Origin of the sequence: Ensifer sp. LBL, from assembly GCF_050435225.1 — a bacterium.
Taxonomy (GTDB): Bacteria; Pseudomonadota; Alphaproteobacteria; order Rhizobiales; family Rhizobiaceae; genus Ensifer.
This window is the reverse complement of the sequence record NZ_JBNDJY010000001.1, coordinates 1,085,030-1,102,104: the sequence shown is the minus strand read 5'-3', so window position 1 is coordinate 1,102,104 and position 17,075 is coordinate 1,085,030. Positions and strand designations below refer to the sequence as shown.

The window sequence follows — 17,075 nt, the reverse complement described above, 5'->3', positions numbered from 1 at the left end:
CCGGAGAGTGCCCGACAGCCTCAGTCCTCGTCAACCACCCGCAGGCGCAATTGCCCGACGCGATTGTCGACCGGGGCACGTGGTTCGCCAGCGTCCCGTGTGCCGCCTTCCGCTTGCAATTCGAGGGCCTCGATCTTGGCGCCGCGGCGGGTGAGCTTGCTGGAGGAAACGAGGATGTCCTCGACATCCTTCTGGCTCATGGCGAAATGGCCCTGCAGCTTGCGCACACGCTCGTCGAGACGGCCGAGATCCTCCATCAGCCGCGCGACTTCGCCCTGGATCAGGTGCGCCTGTTCGCGCATGCGCGCATCCTTGAGGATCGCCTGGATCACCTGGATCGACAAAAGGAGCAGGGAGGGTGAGACGATGACGATCCGCTGGCGGTGCGCCTTCTGCACGATAGCTTCGAAATGCTCGTGGATCTCCGCAAAGATCGATTCCGAGGGGACGAAGAGGAAGGCGGTGTCCTGCGTTTCACCCGGGATCAGATATTTGCCGGCGATATCGCGCACATGCGTTTCCATGTCGCGGCGAAAGAGTTGGGCGATCTGCTGACGGCGTTCCGGGGTCGCCGCGTCACGCATTGCGTTCCAGGCTTCGAGCGGAAACTTGGCGTCGATGACGAGCGGCGGCTGGCCATTCGGCATGCGGATGGTGCAGTCGGGCCGCACCCCGTTCGACAGCGTCGCCTGGAATTCGAAGGCGCCCATCGGCAGCCCGTCGGCGATGATCGCTTCCATGCGCGACTGGCCGAAGGCGCCGCGCGTCTGCTTGTTCGAGAGGATCGCCTGAAGCCCGGCCATATCCTTGGCGAGCGACTGGATGTTGTTTTGGGCCGTGTCGATGACCGCGAGGCGCTCCTGCAGCCGGCGCAGGTTTTCATGCGTCGCCTTGGTCTGCTCGCTGATCGAGGTACCGATGCGGTGGGTCATGCCGTCGATGCGCTGGCTGAGCGTCTGGTTGAGTTCCGCCTGCCGGGCGCCGAACACCTCGGCCATCGCCGCGACCCGCCCCTGCATCTCCGTCTGGGCGGCCAGCAGCATTGCCATCTGCTCCTGCCGCTCGTCGTCGCGGGGATTACGTCGGCGCGACAACGCCATCAGACCGGCAACGACGACCACAAGGCCGGCGGCAATCACGAGATGGCCCAGGGTGATCGGCAGGGTGCCGATGAAAAACAGCGGCTGGGCGAAGGGAAGGGGCGCAGGTTCCATGCGCCAAACCTAACAGATTCTCTCGCGAAGTGTAGATCAAAACGAGAACAGATGCGCGTCGAGGTTAATGCCCGGCCAGGGGCGAACGGGTGCCGCAGGTGGCAAGGCAATTTCCTTGCGCGTCGATGGAAAGATCGGCTATGGGAGCATCATGACCATCAAGCCGCTCATCATCCTTCCCGATCCTGTGCTTCGCCAGGTTTCCACGCCGATCGAAACCGTCGACGCGGACGTCCGCCGTCTGGCCGACGACATGCTCGAAACCATGTATGATGCCCCCGGCATCGGCCTTGCCGCGATCCAGATCGGTGTCGCCAGGCGCATGCTGGTGCTCGACGTTTCGAAAGAAGGCGACGAGAAGACGCCACTTGTCTTCATCAACCCCGAGATCGTCGCTTCGTCCGACACCTATTCGGTCTACGAGGAAGGCTGCCTGTCGATCCCGGATTATTACGCCGAGGTCGAGCGCCCCGCTGTCATCACCGTCAAGCATCTGGACCGTGACGGCAAGGAACAGACGATCGAGGCCGATGGCCTGCTCGCCACCTGCCTGCAGCACGAGATCGACCACCTGAACGGCGTGCTGTTCATCGACCATATCTCCAAGCTCAAGCGCGACATGGTGATCCGCAAATTCACCAAGGCCGCCAAGACGCGCGGCGCCAAGGCGATCTGAGCCTTCGATCGCGGACGGCCGCGCGAAAGCTTGAAGGCGGGAACCCATTGAACATTCCAGGAAGAGCGTGAAACGGCTTTCCTGGAATTGTCCTGTTTTTAGAGAATGAGATCATTTCGCCGTTTCCCCGCATGAAGTGATCTGAAAGGACGGAGTTACCGCCTTGTCGCTTCGCATCATCTTCATGGGCACGCCGGAATTTTCTGTGCCGACACTGGCGGCACTGGCCGAGGCCGGCCATCAGATCGTCGCCACCTACACCCAGCCGCCGCGGCCGGGCGGCCGTCGCGGGCTCGACCTGCAGAAGTCGCCGGTGCACCAGGCGGCCGAGTTGCTCGGCATTCCGGTCCTGACGCCGGTCAACTTCAAGGACGAGGCGGATCGCCAGACCTTCCGCGACTTCGACGCCGACGTCGCCGTCGTCGTCGCCTATGGCCTGCTTCTGCCCGAGGCCATCCTCAGCGGCACCAAGCTCGGCTGCTACAACGGCCACGCCTCTCTGCTGCCGCGCTGGCGCGGGGCAGCGCCCATCCAGCGCGCGATCATGGCCGGCGACCACGAGACCGGCATGATGGTGATGAAGATGGAAAAGGGGCTCGATACCGGCCCGGTCGCCCTCACCAAGACGGTCCAGATCGGCGAGACGATGACCGGTGGCGAACTGCACGACCGGCTGATGCAGGTCGGCGCCAGCCTGATGCGGGAAGCGATGGCGAAGCTCGAGGCCGGCGACCTGCCGCTGACGGTCCAGGCCGAAGAGGGCGTCGTCTATGCCCAGAAGATCAGCAAGACCGAAACCCGCATCGATTTCGCCCGTCCCGCCCGCGTGGTGCACGACCATATCCGCGGCCTGTCGCCGTTCCCGGGCGCGTGGTTCGAGCTTGAGATCGCCGGCAAGCCGGAACGCATCAAGGTGTTGAACTCGCAGCCCGCTTCCGGCGCGGGCGAGGCCGGCACGGTGCTCGACGATAATCTGACGATTGCCTGCGCCGAGGGCGCCGTTCGGCTCACCCGCCTGCAGCGCGCCGGCGGCAAGGCGTTGGACGCGGCCGACTTCCTGCGCGGAACGCCGGTGGCGCCCGGCACGAGGGTCGGCTGATGCCGCGGTTCAAGCTGACCGTCGAGTATGACGGCTCGGATTATGTCGGCTGGCAGCGGCAGGACAACGGAGAGTCCGTGCAAGGGGCGATCGAAAAGGCGATCCTGTCGCTGACCGGCGAGACTGTATCGATCCGCGGCGCCGGCCGTACCGATTCCGGCGTGCATGCCAGCGGTCAGGTCATGCATGCGGACCTCACGCGTCCGTGGAAGCCCTACACGCTGCGCAACGCGCTGAATGCCCATCTGGGGCTTGCGGGCGAGCGGGTGGCGATCCTTGAGGCCGAGGAAGTGTCCGAGGAATTCGACGCGCGCTTCTCGGCGCTGCGCCGGCATTATCTCTACCGGATCATCTCACGGCCCGCGCCGCTGGCGCTGGAAGCCCGGCGCGCCTGGTGGGTGCCGAAGCCGCTCGACCATGACGCCATGCACGCGGGCGCCCAGCGCCTCGTCGGCCATCACAACTTCACCACCTTCCGCTCCGCTCATTGCCAGGCGGCGAGCCCGGTGCGCACGCTCGATCGGCTGGACGTCGCGCTTGTCGCCGGCGTCATCGAGATCCGCGCGACGGCGCAGAGCTTTCTGCACAACCAGATCCGCTCCTTCGCCGGCTCGCTGAAGCTGGTGGGCGAGGGCAAGTGGACGCCTGACGATCTGCAGTCAGCGCTTGAAGCCCGCAACCGCAAGGCCTGCGGCCCCGTCGCCCCGCCCGATGGGCTTTATTTCCTTCAGGTGGACTACTGATCCCGAAGTCCTAGCTTGTCGGGATCAGGCCGAAGAAGCGCTGCAGGAGATCGCCGATCATCATCGACGGCAGCAGGAAGAGCGCGGTCAGCGCCGAGGCAAGCAGCGTCTGGTTGCCGGTCACCATCCGCAAGAGCCGGAAGAGCACCGCAACGCTGATGACGAGCAGCGTCAGCCAGATGAAGCTCGTCAGCCCCTGGCTCCCGGGAATGACGACGCGGATCGCCGCCGGCAACGCCATGGCGTAGGAGAGCGGTACCGAGAGCCAGTTGGTGGTGACGACGATCGGTACCACCGCTCCGGCAAAGCCGAGCGGTCGCGAGAGAATGGCGATCAGCACCAGCGGCAGGAGCCAGCTGACGAGATCGACGACGAGCAGCTTGAAGATGAAGCCGATGCCGATCGTGGTGCCGTCAGGCATGACCGAGAGGTAGTAGAGCCGCCAGGACGCCCAGGTGACGGCGATCGCCGGCAGGCACCAGAGCATGGACGTGAACGAGCGCCAGAGGCCGCTCTCGCTGAAATCGAGCCAGCGGAAGCCTTCTTCGTTACCCTGCGCCAGGAGCCAGAGCCCCCGGATATAGGCAAGCACCTCATCAAGCAGCGGCATGGCCGAACCAGCGGAAGATGAAGGTTTCATAGATATTGGTCAGCGTCTCGAGGTCGGCGACGGCGACCCGTTCGTCGACCATGTGCATGGTCTGGCCGACGAGACCGAATTCGACCACCGGGCAGTAGTCCTTGATGAAGCGCGCATCCGAGGTGCCGCCGGTCGTCGACAGCTTCGGCTGACGCCCGGTGACGGCCTCGACCGCGCCGGAGAGCGAGTCGATCAGCGCATTGTTGCGCGTGAGGAACACGTGGCTCGGGCGCTCGGCCCAGACGATTTCGTAGCGAACGGGCGCACGGTCTGGGCGCAGGCTGCCGCTTGCCGCGGCACGGTCGAGCCGGGCGATGATCTCCGCCATCAGGCTTTCCGCCGTCCAGGTGTCGTTGAAGCGGATGTTGAAGGCAGCTGTCGCCTTGGCCGGGATGACGTTGACGGCGCCGTTGCCGACATCGATCGTCGTCACTTCCAGATTGGAGGGCTGGAAGCTCTCGGTGCCGTTGTCGAAGGGCGGGTCCATCAGCGCCTGCGTCAGCTGCAGTATGCCGCGCACGGGGCTGTCGGCAAGGTGCGGATAGGCCGCGTGGCCCTGCACGCCGTGAACGGTGATGCGGCCTGATAGCGAGCCGCGCCGGCCGATCTTGATCATGTCGCCAAGCTGATCCGGGTTGGTCGGCTCGCCGACCAGGCACGCATCCCAGCGCTCGCCCTTGTCGGCCGCCCATTGCAGGAGCTTGGTGGTGCCGTTGATCGCCGGACCCTCTTCGTCGCCGGTGATGAGGAAGGAGACCGAGCCTTTCGGGGTGCCATGCTTTTCGACATGGCGAGCGATTGCCGCGATGAAGCAGGCGATGCCGCCTTTCATGTCGACCGCGCCGCGGCCATACATCTCGCCGCCGGCAATGTCGGCAGAAAACGGTCCGTGGCTCCAGGCCGCCTCGTCGCCGACGGGAACGACATCCGTGTGCCCGGCAAACATCAGATGCGGGCCTTCGGTTCCGAGCCGCGCGTAGAGGTTTTCGATATCGGGTGTGCCGGCCTCCTTGGCCATTACGCGGTCGAGCGCGAAACCGAGCGGCTTCAGCATGGCTTCGAGTGCGGAAAGCGCGCCGCCTTCGGCCGGGGTAACCGAGGGGCAACGGATGAGGGTGGCGAGATTGGCGATCGGATCGGTGGAGGTCATTTAGCGTTATGCCGTCTGCATGGCCATGAGAGGCCTTGGGAATGGAGGTGCTGGTTTATCCGATCGCCAGCAAACTGTCACGCAAGATGGCGACCTGTTGCGCGAGATGGGAGACTGTGGCGCGGGACGGGGAGCCGTGACTTCGGACGCAAAACGGCGCTGCGCCTGGGCGGAGGCGCAGCGCCGCAGCTTCGACGGGCCGGAGTGATCCGGCCCGCCTGAAGATCGCGAAGGGAAGGAGAAGCCTTATTCTCCGGGCGCCAGGTGCGGCGCTTCGATTTGGGCTCCCGTGTGCTTCAGCGGTCGCTCGCCGGCGAGCTTGCGGATCAGCACGTAGAAGACCGGCGTCATGAATATGCCGAAGGCGGTGACGCCGATCATGCCGGCAAAGACCGCGACACCCATGGCGGAGCGCATTTCCGCGCCGGCGCCGGTGGATATCACCAGGGGAACAACGCCCATGATGAAGGCCATCGAGGTCATCAGGATCGGCCGCAGGCGCAGCCGGCTTGCCTCGATCGCCGCCTTGACCGGCGTGCTGCCCGACAGTTCCAGTTCGCGGGCGAACTCGACGATCAGGATGGCGTTCTTGGCTGACAATCCCACGAGCACGATCAGGCCGATCTGGGTGAAGACGTTGTTGTCGCCTCCGGTCAGCCAGACGCCCACCAGCGCCGCCATGATGCCCATCGGCACGATCAGGATGATCGCGATCGGCAGCGTCAGGCTTTCATACTGGGCAGCCAGCACGAGGTAGACGAGCAGCAGCGCCAGCGGGAAGACCAGGATGCCGGAGTTGCCCGCAAGGATCTGCTGGTAGGTCAGGTCCGTCCACTCGTAGCCGATGCCCGGCGGCAGGGTTTCGGCGGCGATGCGCTCGATGGCAGCCTGCGCCTGGCCGGACGAAAAGCCCGGCGCCGGGCCGCCGTTGATGTCGGCCGACAGGAAGCCGTTGTAGCGGATCGCCCGTTCGGCACCCACCGTCTGCTCGACCTTCAGAAGCGCCGACAGCGGGATCATCTCGCCGGACTGCGAACGCACCTTCAGCTTGCCGATGTCGTCGGCATGGCTGCGGTAGTTGGCATCCGCCTGGATGCGCACGCTGTAGGTGCGGCCGAAGGCGTTGAAGTCGTTGACGTAGAGCGAGCCGAGGTAGATCTGCAGCGTCTCGAAGACGTCGGTGACGGCCACGCCGAGCTGGCGCGCCTTCACGCGGTCAAGGTCGGCATAGAGCTGCGGCACGTTGATCTGGTAGCTCGAATAGAGCCCGGCCAGCTCAGGTGCCTGGTAGGCCTTGGCGAGGAAAGCCTTGGCCGCCTCGTCGAGCGCCTGGTAGCCGAGGCCGTTCTTGTCCTCGAGCTGCAGCTTGAAGCCGCCTGTCGTGCCGAGACCCTGGACGGGCGGCGGCGGGAACATGGCGATGAAGGCATCCTGGATGACGCCGAATTCCTGGTTGAGCTGCATGGCGATCGCGCCGCCCGACAGCTCGGGCGTCTTGCGTTCCTCAAACGGCTTGAGGGCGACGAAGACGATGCCGGAGTTCGACGAATTGGTGAAGCCGTTGATCGACAGGCCCGGGAAGGCGATGGCGTTTTCGACGCCCGGATGCTTGAGCGCAATTTCGCTCATGCGCTTGATCACGTCTTCCGAGCGGTCGAGTGTGGCTGCGTCCGGAAGCTGGGCGAAGCCGATCAGGTACTGCTTGTCCTGCGCCGGCACGAAGCCGCCGGGGACCGCGCGAAACAGCGTGAAGGTCACGCCGAGCAGGACGACATAGACAACCATGATCAGCGACTTGCGGGTCAGGATCCGCCCGACGCCGCGGCCATAGGCTTCCGAGCTTGCACCGAAGAAGCGGTTGAAGCCACGGAAGAACCAGCCGAACAGCCTGTCCATCACCCGCGTCAGCCAGTCCTTCGGCGCGTGGTGGTCCTTCAAGAGAAGGGCGGCCAGTGCCGGGGAAAGCGTCAGCGAGTTGAGCGCCGAAATGACGGTCGAGATGGCGATCGTCAGCGCGAACTGGCGGTAGAACTGGCCGGTGAGGCCCGTGATGAAGGCAAGCGGCACGAACACGGCGACGAGCACCAGTGCGATCGCGATGATCGGGCCCGAGACTTCCTGCATGGCGCGATAGGTCGCCTGGACCGGCGACAGGCCCTGCTCGATGTTGCGTTCGACGTTCTCCACCACGACGATCGCGTCGTCGACGACGATGCCGATCGCGAGCACCAGGCCGAAGAGGCTGAGGGCGTTGATCGAGAAGCCGAAGACGTACATGACGGCGAAGGTGCCGACGATCGAGACCGGCACGGCGACGAGCGGGATGATCGAGGCCCGCCAGGTCTGCAGGAAGATGATGACGACGAGCACGACGAGCGCGATCGCTTCGAGCAGCGTGTCGACGACCGATTCGATCGAGGCGCGCACGAACTGCGTGGTGTCGTAGACGATGCCGTAGTCGACACCTGCAGGCATGGTGAGCTTCATCTCGGCCATCGCCTCGCGGACGTCGTCGGAAATCTGGATCGCGTTCGATCCAGGCGCCTGGAAGACCGCCATGCCGACAGCCGGCTTGTTGTCGAGCAACGAGCGCAGCGAATAGTCGGAGGCGCCCATTTCGACGCGGGCGACGTCACCGAGGCGGGTCACTTCGCCCTGGGCGCCGGACTTGACGACGATGTTCTCGAAATCCTCAGGCGTCTGCAGGCGCCCTTGCGCGTTGACGGAAAGCTGCAGGTCGAGACCGGGGACGGACGGCGAGGCGCCGATGACGCCGGCTGCCGCCTGGACGTTCTGGCCGCGCACCGCATTGGCGATATCGCCGGCGGCCAGGCCGCGCTCGGCTGCCTTCTGCGGGTCGATCCAGATGCGCATCGAATAGTCGCCGCCGCCGAAGATCTGCACCTGGCCGACACCTTCGATACGTGCCAGCCGATCCTTGACGTTGAGCACACCGTAGTTGCGCAGGTAGTTGATGTCGTACTGGCCGTTGGGCGAAAGCAGGTGCACGACCATGGTCAGGTCGGGCGAGCTCTTGACCGTGGTGACGCCGAGGCGGCGCACTTCCTCCGGCAGCCGCGGCTCGGCCTGCGAGACGCGGTTCTGAACGAGCTGTTGCGCCTGGTCCGGGTCGGTGCCGAGCGCGAAGGTGACGGTCAGCGTCATCAGGCCGTCGGCGGTCGCCTGGCTCTGCATGTAGAGCATGTCTTCGACGCCGTTGATCTGCTCTTCAAGCGGTGTCGCGACCGTCTCGGCGATGACCGCGGGGTTTGCACCCGGATATTGCGCGCGCACGACGATCTGCGGCGGGACGACTTCGGGATATTCGGAGATCGGCAGACCGGTCATGCCGATCAGGCCGCCCACGAAGATCAGGACCGACAAGACGCCCGCGAAGACCGGGCGGTCGACGAAGAAGCGTGAGAAGTTCATGGTATCCCCCTTGGGATGCGTTCGGGCAGACCTCCGGCGGGCGCGGCGAAAAAGCTCGCCGCGCAGCCATGTCTGCAGAGTGATGCTTAGGCAGGCCCCTCTTCACACCGGGCGAAGAGGCGCCGGGATTACTTGGCGATCGAAGCGGTCGTTTCCTCAACCTGCTGCGGTGCCACCACGACGCCGGGGCGAACCCGCTGCAGGCCGTTGACGACGATGTTCTCGCCGGACTTCAGGCCGCTTTCGACGATGCGCAGGCCGTCGGAATTCGGCCCTAGCTTCACCTGGCGATACTCGACCTTGTTGTCGGTGCCGACGACGAAGACGAACTTCTTGTCCTGGTCGGAGCCGATGGCGCGGTCGCTGATCACAAGCTTTTCCTCAGGGTCCGGCTCGCCGATGCGGATGCGGACGAACTGTCCGGGGATCAGCCGGCCGTCGGCGTTTTCAAGCGCCGCGCGCACCCGGATCGTGCCGGTTGCCGCATCCACCTCGTTGTTGATGAGCTGGATATGGCCCAAGATCGGCGTGCCGTCGTCGGCGGCGGTGCCGACCTGGACCGGCAGGCGCTCGATCGCGTTGCCGCCGGCCGATGCCGCGAGCCGGGCGAGAGCGGTGGTGACCACCTCTTCGCTGGCGTTGAAGCTCGCATAGATCGGATCGACGGAGACGAGCGTCGTCAGCACCGGTGAAGCCGAGCCGGCAGCAACGAGGTTGCCGGCGGTGACGTCGAGCCGGCCGACGCGGCCGGAGATCGGCGCACGGACCTCGGTATATTGCAGGTCGAGTTCGGCCGTGCGCAGCGCCGCCTTGGCCGAGCGCACCTCGGCCTGGGCTTCGTCGTAGGCGCTGGCGCGCTGATCGACGCTGCTCTGCGGCACGGCGCTGGTGGTCACCAGCTTGCGGCCGCGCTCAAGCTCGATCTTGGCGAGGGAAACGCGTGCTTCGGCGGCTTCGACCTGGGCCTTCGCCCGCTCGACAGCGGCGGCATAGGGCTCGGGATCGATCGTCACCAGCAGGTCACCCTGCTTGACCAGCGCGCCTTCGCGGAAGTGCGCCTTGAGGATGGCGCCGCCGACGCGCGGGCGAACCTCGACGCGCTCGATCGCTTCGAGACGCCCGGAGAATTCCTCCCAGGTGGTGATGCGCTTGGACTGCGCCCGCGCCACCGAGACCGGCACGGCCGGGGGTGCAGCGGCCGACGCATCGGTCGCGGCGTCGGCCTCGAAATGCTGCGGCAGGCCGAACATGACGGCGGCGCCGCCGCCGACAGACAAAAGGATACTCAGGCCGGCGCCCCAGAGGGCCCGGCGGGTCACTGTCGATGTCATCTTTTCTCTCCTTGCCGGTTGGGAGCCGGCGCTTTGCGTTCGATGCCAGATCGGGGAATGAGCCTCGGAGCGGCCCCGCCTAACGCACCGTCATTTCCGCCGGCTTTGCCCCCGCCTTCTGGAAGAAGCGGGCGAAGATGCCGGTAATTTCTTTCTGCTGTGCCGACCAGCTTTCGCCGGTATCCGCGTTCTGTGGCAACCATCCGGCGCGTCCCGGCAGCACGTGGGACTCCACCGCCACGCCCGCCTTGCGCAGGCGCTCGGCGTAGGCTTCAGCCTCGTCTCGCATCGGACACTGCTCGCTGGTCACGATCAGCGAAGGCACGAGGCCGGCGAGCCGCGTACAGTGAGCCGGCGCGGCGTAAGGGTGGGTGAAGCCACCGTTCTGGCCGAGATACCGCTGCCAGCCGTCGGCGATCGATTGCGCCGAGGACTGGGGACAGTATTGCCGGAACGATGCCGTTGCCAGGCATGGATCCAGCATCGGCGACAGCAGGATCTGGCCCTTGAGATCGGTCAGATACTGGTCTCGCGCCATCAACGCGGCCCCGGCGGCGACATTGCCGCCAGCCTCTTCGCCGGCCACAAACAGCGACGACTTCTTGTGTGCGAACTGCGGACAGCGCGCGCGCATCGACGACAGCATGGCATAGGCGACATCGAGGGCCGCGGGAAAGGGATTGAGGCAGGCCGCGGAATATTCCGGAGAGATCACCACTGCTCCGGCTGCCGCGAGCGCCTCGGCGACGCGCTCGCCGGCAGCGATCGTTCCGCCGACGAAGGAGCCGCCATGCAGGTGCAACACGATCGGCGGCGGATTGAGCAGGGTCTCGCCGCGGTAGACGCGTGCCGTGCACGAGCCTTGGCCCGTCTGCATCGTCTCCACTTTGAACTGTTCGCCCATCTCTCTTGCCTTCGGCCCGAGCCAAACCCACATGTGGCGACATCACGCCACGATGGGAGAATAGCATTGTCTTCTGTCTGGAATAGTCTTTTCAATCTGATTACACTATTCGTATTCTCGAACAATCACGGCTCTTGAAAATGGACCAGCTCACGGCCATGCGCGCGTTTCTCCGGGTCGTCGAAACCGGAAATTTCACCCGCGCTTCCGCTTCGCTGAATATGCCCAAGGCAACGCTCACCAATCTCATCCAGGGCCTGGAGGCGCACCTGCGCACCAAACTCCTGAACCGCACCACCCGCCGGGTGCTGGTGACGCCCGATGGCGCGCTCTATTACGAACGCGCTGCCCGCCTTTTGACCGACCTCGACGAACTCGACGGCAGCCTTTCGAGCGCCCAGACCCTGCCGAAGGGACGGCTCAGGGTGGAGATGGCCAGCGCGATCGCCAACCTGATCGTCATTCCGGCGCTGCCGGAATTCCACAAGCGCTACCCCGACATCCAGATCGATCTCGGAGTTTCGGACCGGACGGTCGACTATGTGGCGGAGAATGTCGACTGCGCCATTCGCGTCGGCGCGCTCACCGACCAGTCCTTGATCGCGCGCCGCATCACCGAGATGAGCTTCGTCGCCTGCGCAGCACCCGACTACCTCTCGCGCCACGCGGTCCCGCAGCACCCCTCAGATCTCTCGAAGAACTGCTACGTCGTCGGCTATTTCCGGCCGCAGACCGGGCAGCAGTTGCCGTTCTACTTCAAGCGCGGCAACGAGGAGATCGAGGTGAACGGTCGCTACGCCGTGGCGGCGAACGAGGCCACTACCTATCTTGCGGCGGCGCGCGCCGGCCTCGGCGTCATCCAGGCGCCGCGTTTCATGGTGCGGGACGACCTCGAGACCGGCGCCATGCGGCCGGTGCTGGAGGATTGGGAGGTCGAGCCCATGCCGATCTATCTCGTTTATCCGCCGAACCGGCACCTCAGCAGTCGCCTGCGCGTCTTCGCCGATTGGGTGGTCAAGATCGTCGCCCAGTCGCAGCTCGACGCCGCCTGACCATTGCGCGCAATCGCTGCCATGATCCTTGGTGCGCTGAGTGCCGAGCGCTGGTGCCGAGACGGTTCTTCCCGGTCTTCGGCGCAATAAAAAAGGCGCCGCGATCCGATCGCAGCGCCTTCTTGATTGGCTTTGGAGTTGCCGTCGCCGGGCTCAGCCCTGGCGGTTCTTGGCATTGCCCTTGGGCTTGGTCTTGGGTTTGAAGCCACCGTCCTTGCCCGCGTCCGGCTTGCCCTTCTTCTTGTTGGTCCAGGGCTTGTCTGCAGCCTTTGCCGGCGGCCGGTCCTCGGTGTAGGCCGGCCCTTCGGAATAGCCGGGCTTCTTGTCGAACTTGCGCTTCGGCTTGAAGTCGCCGCGGTCGTCGCCACGGGCCGTGTCGTCAGAATAGGGGCGCTTCTTGCCGAAGCCTGCCTTGTCCTTGGAAAAGTTCGGCTTGTCCCTGGAGAAGCTCGGCTTTTCCTGGCGCTGCTGCGAGAGATCCGGCGCGCCGGCGAGCGGCTTCACGCGAATGCCCTTCTCCAGCATCTTGTCCTTGCCGATCGCCGACAGGAACCGTTCGGCACCATCGGCGGTCATCTCGACGAAGGTTTCTTCCTGCTGCATGCGGATTGCGCCAATGTCGCGCTTGGTCAGCTTGCCGTGGCGGCAGAGCATCGGGATCAGCCAGCGCGGCTCGGCACTCTGCTTGCGGCCGACGGACAGCGAGAACCAGCTGCCGTCGCTGAAATCCGCGCGCTCGGCGCCAAAATCCTCGCGCGGTCCACGATCTTCGCGCGGCGCGCGTTCGTCGCGTCGCGGCTTGGCGCCAACGGCGACCTCGATCAGGTCTTCCGGAGCCGACCGTCCCGAACGGAACTGGCGCACGAAGGCGGCGGCCATCTGCTCGGCGCCGTGGCGCTCGAGCAGCGCTGCGACGATCGCCTGCTCGTCCTCGCGGATCGGCTCGGCAAAGCTCGTATCGGCAAGCAGCCGCTCGTCGTCACGCTGGCTGACCTCGTCGGCCGACGGCGGGCGCGCCCAGGTCGCGGTGATCCGGCCGCCGTCGAGCAGGCGCTCGGCCTTGCGGCGCTGGTTGACCGGAACGATCAACGCGCTGACGCCCTTCTGGCCGGCACGACCGGTGCGGCCGCTGCGGTGAAGCAGCGTCTCGGAATTGGTCGGCAGGTCGGCGTGAATGACCAGTTCCAGGCCCGGCAGGTCGATGCCGCGGGCAGCGACGTCGGTCGCAATGCAGACGCGGGCGCGGCCGTCGCGCATGGCCTGCAGCGCGTGGGTGCGTTCGTTCTGGCTGAGCTCGCCCGAAAGCGCCACCACCGAGAAGCCGCGATTGTTGAAGCGGGCGGTCAGATGGTTGACGGCGGCACGCGTCGAACAGAAGACGATAGCGTTGCGGGCTTCGTAGTAGCGCAGCACGTTGATGATCGCGTTTTCGCGATCGTTCGGCGCAACCGTTAGCGCACGGTATTCGATGTCGACATGCTGCTTCTGTTCGGAAGCGGTGCTGATGCGCACGGCGTCGCGCTGGTAGTTCTTCGCAAGCGTCGCGATCGACTTCGGCACGGTGGCCGAGAACATCAGCGTGCGACGGTCGTCCGGGGACTCTTCGAGAATGAATTCGAGGTCTTCGCGGAAGCCGAGGTCGAGCATCTCGTCGGCTTCGTCGAGCACGATGGCGCGCAGCGCGGAGATGTCGAGCGAGTTGCGGCGGATGTGGTCGCAAAGGCGACCCGGCGTGCCGACGACGATGTGGGCGCCGCGCTCCAGGGTGCGCTTCTCGGTACGCATGTCCATGCCGCCGACGCACGAAGCGATCGTCGCGCCGGTCTCGCCGTAGAGCCATTCAAGCTCGCGCTTGACCTGCAGCGCCAGTTCGCGCGTCGGTGCAATTGCGAGCGCCAGGGGAGCACTCGCAGGCCCGAAGCGGCGTTCGTCGCCAAGCAGCGTCGGCGCCAGCGCCAGGCCGAAGGCGACGGTCTTGCCGGAGCCGGTCTGCGCCGAAACCAGGGCGTCGCGCCCGGCGAGTTCCGGATCGCGCATCGCCTGTTGAACCGGCGTCAATTCGTTGTAACCGCGTTTTGCCAACGCCTCGGCGATCGCAGGCGCGATCCCTTCGAATTCAGTCATATCTTGTCTTTCGGATATCGGTCGTAGAGCCCAGGACGAACGGATCGTCTCGGCGCCAATTGCCGCGGCCAACACGTCGCGGGCCTGTCATGGCGCGCTACATACGCGCTCGCGCGGTTCTTGTACAGGGGCGAAGGCTTCAGGGGCCGGGTTCGTCGCTGCGCGCGCCGAATTCGTTGGGCCCCTGATCGCCCGGCCAGAGGCAAAGGGCGATGAAGACGACCGGGCTCAAGACCGGGATAAACAGAGTGAGGGAAAGTGGGCCGGGATAGCCGATGTCGTGCAGGCGCTTGATCGCCAGCAGCGCGATCGAGGGCAGCGAGACGAGGCTCGAGACGACGAATGCCAGCGTCCAGAGCGCCAGCACCGTCTCGTTGCCCTCGTTGGCGACCATCCGGGCGACCATGAAGCCGCCGATCAGGAACCAGAACAGCCAGGAGAGAAAGAAGGGCAGGCGGCCGATGCGACCGGAGGGGCTGAAGAACAGCCAGGTCATGCTCGGCTGCGGCCCCTCCGGTGTCATCGCAATCAGTCCCGAAGCAGTTCGTTGATGCCGGTCTTCGAGCGGGTCTTTTCATCGACGCGCTTGACGATGACGGCGCAATAGAGGTTCGGCGCCGGCTGGCCGTTGCCCATGGTCGAGCCCGAGGGCATCGAACCCGCGACGACGACCGAGTAGGGCGGCACTTCGCCATAGGTCACTTCGCCGGTGGCGCGGTCGACGATCTTGGTCGACTTGCCGATGAAGACGCCCATGCCAAGGACGGAGCCTTCACGCACGATGCAGCCTTCGACCACTTCCGAGCGGGCGCCGATGAAGCAATTGTCCTCGATGATCGTCGGGCCGGCCTGCATCGGCTCCAGCACGCCGCCGATGCCGACGCCGCCCGAAAGATGCACGTGCTTGCCGATCTGGGCGCAGGAGCCGACGGTCGCCCAGGTATCGACCATCGTGCCTTCGCCGACATAGGCGCCGAGGTTGACGAAGGAGGGCATCAGGATGGCGTTGGGGGCGATATAGGCCGAACGGCGCACGACGCAGTTCGGAACGGCGCGGAAGCCGGCCTTCTCGAACTCGTTGACGCTCCAGCCGTCGAACTTCGAGGGCACCTTGTCCCACCAGACCGACTGGCCCGGGCCGCCCTTGACGATTTCCATCGGGTTGAGGCGGAAGGAGAGCAGCACGGCCTTCTTCAGCCACTGATTGACCGTCCAGTTACCGTCTTCGCCGCGCTGGGCGACGCGGACCTTGCCGCTGTCGAGCAGGTTCAGCGCCGTCTCGACGGCATCGCGCACCGCGCCGCGGGTTCCGGTGTTGACGGAATCGCGGTCTTCAAAGGCGGCTTCGATCGTCTGCGACAGGGAGGCGAGGTCGTGGTTCGTCATCGGAATTCCTTAAAGTTCGGCGGTTATCCTGCGAAAGCTCTACTGCATAAATCCGAAAATCGGAATCGATTTAAGGACAAAATTATGCAGCAGATCTAGCTGCTGCAGCGACCTTGACATGTCCTGCGCGGCAGTTGCTGCACGACATGATCCTGAAAAGTTGAAGGGCTTTTCAGGCTGCCGGAGTGGCCGGGGCTTGGCAAATTGAGGCGAACACGGCACTACAGCGCCGCGTACCCGTTCGGGATACGCAAAGGCCGCCGCAGCGCGCTGATGCGCTTGCGACCTTCATGACCGAGGATTGAGGATAGGACGCGTCTGGACGAGATGCCGATTGTCCGGAACGCGACGGGAAAGACGAGAATATGGCACGCATGAAGAAGCGCGCTCTGCGCCGCAAAGATGGGGTCTGGGATCCGCTGGCCGACAGCTCGCAGAGCCGGCAACGCGCACAGACGGTACCGCTCACGCCGCAATCGGCTTCGCCTTCCTATCGCCTCGCCTATATCGACGACGATTTTCTCTGCCGCGAGGAACTGCGCCCGATCCGGCTGCAGCTCGAACTCTTAAAGACCGAAATGATGCTGGAGGAGCGCGGCATCAATTCCACCGTCGTCATGTTCGGCGGCGCCCGCATTCCCGAGCCCGGCGGCGACGCCTGGGCGGCGAAGAACGAGACGCAGCGCCAGAACCTGGAGGCCGCCTCGGTCTATTACGAGGAAGCGCGCAAGTTCGCGCGGCTTTGCTCTGAGCATTCGGCCAAGCTGAATTACAAGGAATATGTCGTCGTCACCGGCGGCGGCCCTGGCGTGATGGAAGCCGGCAATCGCGGCGCCGATGATGTCGGCGCGCCGTCGATCGGCCTTAACATCGTGCTGCCGCACGAGCAGGCGCCCAATCGCTACGTGACGCCGGAACTGTCGTTCAACTTCCACTACTTCGCCATCCGCAAGATGCATTTCCTGCTGCGAGCGAAGGCCGTCACCGTTTTCCCCGGTGGCTTCGGCACGCTGGACGAACTGTTCGAGACGATGACGCTGATGCAGACCGGGCGCCTGGCGCTGGTTCCGCTTATTCTCTTCGGGGAAAAGTTCTGGCGCTCGATCGTCAATTTCGAGGCGCTCGCCGAATTCGGCACGATCGCGCCCAACGATGTCGATCTGGTCCAGTTCGTCGAAACGGCCGATGAAGCCTGGGATATCATTTCCCGCTTCTACGAAACGGTCGACCCGAAGTCCGTTCCGATGGCAAACGGCCGCCGCTGATCGCAGCGGTTCGAAAAAGCGCATAGCCCCTCGCGCGGGTTGCAAGGGGCTATGGGCTA

14 protein-coding genes are annotated in these 17,075 nt (G+C 65.0%); 5 read left to right on the top strand and 9 right to left on the bottom strand.

The window, feature by feature from the left end; all coding sequences use genetic code 11:
* Nucleotides 1–20: 20 nt before the first annotated feature.
* Nucleotides 21–1,214 carry a DNA recombination protein RmuC gene (locus OKW20_RS05355; protein WP_429170703.1) on the bottom strand — a complete coding sequence of 398 codons (1,194 nt, stop codon included), beginning with the start codon at nucleotides 1,212–1,214 and terminating at the stop codon, nucleotides 21–23.
* 151 nt (nucleotides 1,215–1,365) lie between these two features.
* Between OKW20_RS05355 and def the strand changes: the two genes are divergently transcribed.
* From def to truA, 3 genes are all read left to right on the top strand, one after another.
* Nucleotides 1,366–1,890, top strand: coding sequence for a peptide deformylase (def, locus tag OKW20_RS05350; RefSeq protein WP_043616874.1), 525 nt, complete (start codon nucleotides 1,366–1,368; stop codon nucleotides 1,888–1,890).
* A 163-nt stretch (nucleotides 1,891–2,053) separates the two neighbouring features.
* Entirely contained in the window at nucleotides 2,054–2,989 is a 936-nt protein-coding gene (gene fmt, locus OKW20_RS05345) for a methionyl-tRNA formyltransferase (RefSeq protein WP_429170701.1), read from the top strand.
* Nucleotides 2,989–3,732 (top strand): tRNA pseudouridine(38-40) synthase TruA, encoded by a 744-nt coding sequence (truA, locus tag OKW20_RS05340; RefSeq protein ID WP_429170699.1) that lies wholly within the window; start codon nucleotides 2,989–2,991, stop codon nucleotides 3,730–3,732. Before fmt ends, truA begins: the two co-directional genes overlap by 1 nt.
* A gap of 10 nt (nucleotides 3,733–3,742) precedes the next feature.
* On the opposite strand, the gene OKW20_RS05335 is transcribed toward truA, so the two are convergent.
* The 5 genes from OKW20_RS05335 to OKW20_RS05315 form a co-directional block, all read right to left on the bottom strand.
* The gene (locus OKW20_RS05335) at nucleotides 3,743–4,342 is read right to left on the bottom strand and encodes a hypothetical protein (RefSeq protein ID WP_192448000.1); all 600 of its coding nucleotides are present in this window, start codon (nucleotides 4,340–4,342) and stop codon (nucleotides 3,743–3,745) included.
* Nucleotides 4,329–5,522 (bottom strand): succinyl-diaminopimelate desuccinylase, encoded by a 1,194-nt coding sequence (dapE, locus tag OKW20_RS05330; RefSeq protein WP_429170697.1) that lies wholly within the window; start codon nucleotides 5,520–5,522, stop codon nucleotides 4,329–4,331. The genes OKW20_RS05335 and dapE overlap by 14 nt, the downstream gene beginning before the upstream one ends.
* Nucleotides 5,523–5,768: 246 nt before the next feature.
* On the bottom strand, nucleotides 5,769–8,954 hold the full coding sequence (locus tag OKW20_RS05325) for an efflux RND transporter permease subunit (protein WP_429170695.1): 3,186 nt from the start codon (nucleotides 8,952–8,954) through the stop codon (nucleotides 5,769–5,771).
* A gap of 128 nt (nucleotides 8,955–9,082) precedes the next feature.
* The gene (locus OKW20_RS05320) at nucleotides 9,083–10,285 is read right to left on the bottom strand and encodes an efflux RND transporter periplasmic adaptor subunit (protein ID WP_192447997.1); all 1,203 of its coding nucleotides are present in this window, start codon (nucleotides 10,283–10,285) and stop codon (nucleotides 9,083–9,085) included.
* Between the two features lie 79 nt (nucleotides 10,286–10,364).
* Complete coding sequence (locus tag OKW20_RS05315) at nucleotides 10,365–11,189, bottom strand: alpha/beta hydrolase fold domain-containing protein (RefSeq protein WP_192447996.1); 825 nt, start codon at nucleotides 11,187–11,189, stop codon at nucleotides 10,365–10,367.
* 140 nt (nucleotides 11,190–11,329) lie between these two features.
* Between OKW20_RS05315 and OKW20_RS05310 the strand changes: the two genes are divergently transcribed.
* On the top strand, nucleotides 11,330–12,241 hold the full coding sequence (locus tag OKW20_RS05310) for a LysR family transcriptional regulator (RefSeq protein ID WP_043616806.1): 912 nt from the start codon (nucleotides 11,330–11,332) through the stop codon (nucleotides 12,239–12,241).
* Between the two features lie 153 nt (nucleotides 12,242–12,394).
* Here OKW20_RS05310 and OKW20_RS05305 read toward each other — a convergent pair whose 3' ends face one another.
* The 3 genes from OKW20_RS05305 to dapD form a co-directional block, all read right to left on the bottom strand.
* Complete coding sequence (locus OKW20_RS05305) at nucleotides 12,395–14,365, bottom strand: DEAD/DEAH box helicase (protein ID WP_429170692.1); 1,971 nt, start codon at nucleotides 14,363–14,365, stop codon at nucleotides 12,395–12,397.
* A 139-nt stretch (nucleotides 14,366–14,504) separates the two neighbouring features.
* The gene (locus OKW20_RS05300; protein WP_113536592.1) at nucleotides 14,505–14,888 is read right to left on the bottom strand and encodes a DUF805 domain-containing protein; all 384 of its coding nucleotides are present in this window, start codon (nucleotides 14,886–14,888) and stop codon (nucleotides 14,505–14,507) included.
* A gap of 5 nt (nucleotides 14,889–14,893) precedes the next feature.
* A complete protein-coding gene (dapD, locus tag OKW20_RS05295; RefSeq protein ID WP_043616814.1) occupies nucleotides 14,894–15,751 on the bottom strand; it encodes a 2,3,4,5-tetrahydropyridine-2,6-dicarboxylate N-succinyltransferase in 858 nt (285 codons plus the stop codon).
* A gap of 365 nt (nucleotides 15,752–16,116) precedes the next feature.
* Here dapD and OKW20_RS05290 point away from each other — a divergent pair, with 365 nt between their 5' ends.
* Nucleotides 16,117–17,016 (top strand): LOG family protein, encoded by a 900-nt coding sequence (locus OKW20_RS05290; RefSeq protein WP_429170690.1) that lies wholly within the window; start codon nucleotides 16,117–16,119, stop codon nucleotides 17,014–17,016.
* Nucleotides 17,017–17,075 lie beyond the last annotated feature (59 nt).

Bases quoted from the DNA above. Each gene is read 5' to 3' on its own strand.
- OKW20_RS05355 (WP_429170703.1), bottom strand. From the start codon at position 1,214: ATGGAACCTGCGCCCCTTCCCTTCGCCCAGCCGCTGTTTTTCATCGGC.
- def (WP_043616874.1), top strand. From the start codon at position 1,366: ATGACCATCAAGCCGCTCATCATCCTTCCCGATCCTGTGCTTCGCCAG.
- truA (WP_429170699.1), top strand. From the start codon at position 2,989: ATGCCGCGGTTCAAGCTGACCGTCGAGTATGACGGCTCGGATTATGTC.
- OKW20_RS05335 (WP_192448000.1), bottom strand. From the start codon at position 4,342: ATGCCGCTGCTTGATGAGGTGCTTGCCTATATCCGGGGGCTCTGGCTC.
- dapE (WP_429170697.1), bottom strand. From the start codon at position 5,522: ATGACCTCCACCGATCCGATCGCCAATCTCGCCACCCTCATCCGTTGC.
- OKW20_RS05325 (WP_429170695.1), bottom strand. From the start codon at position 8,954: ATGAACTTCTCACGCTTCTTCGTCGACCGCCCGGTCTTCGCGGGCGTC.
- OKW20_RS05320 (WP_192447997.1), bottom strand. From the start codon at position 10,285: ATGACATCGACAGTGACCCGCCGGGCCCTCTGGGGCGCCGGCCTGAGT.
- OKW20_RS05315 (WP_192447996.1), bottom strand. From the start codon at position 11,189: ATGGGCGAACAGTTCAAAGTGGAGACGATGCAGACGGGCCAAGGCTCG.
- OKW20_RS05310 (WP_043616806.1), top strand. From the start codon at position 11,330: ATGGACCAGCTCACGGCCATGCGCGCGTTTCTCCGGGTCGTCGAAACC.
- OKW20_RS05305 (WP_429170692.1), bottom strand. From the start codon at position 14,365: ATGACTGAATTCGAAGGGATCGCGCCTGCGATCGCCGAGGCGTTGGCA.
- OKW20_RS05300 (WP_113536592.1), bottom strand. From the start codon at position 14,888: ATGACACCGGAGGGGCCGCAGCCGAGCATGACCTGGCTGTTCTTCAGC.
- dapD (WP_043616814.1), bottom strand. From the start codon at position 15,751: ATGACGAACCACGACCTCGCCTCCCTGTCGCAGACGATCGAAGCCGCC.
- OKW20_RS05290 (WP_429170690.1), top strand. From the start codon at position 16,117: ATGGCACGCATGAAGAAGCGCGCTCTGCGCCGCAAAGATGGGGTCTGG.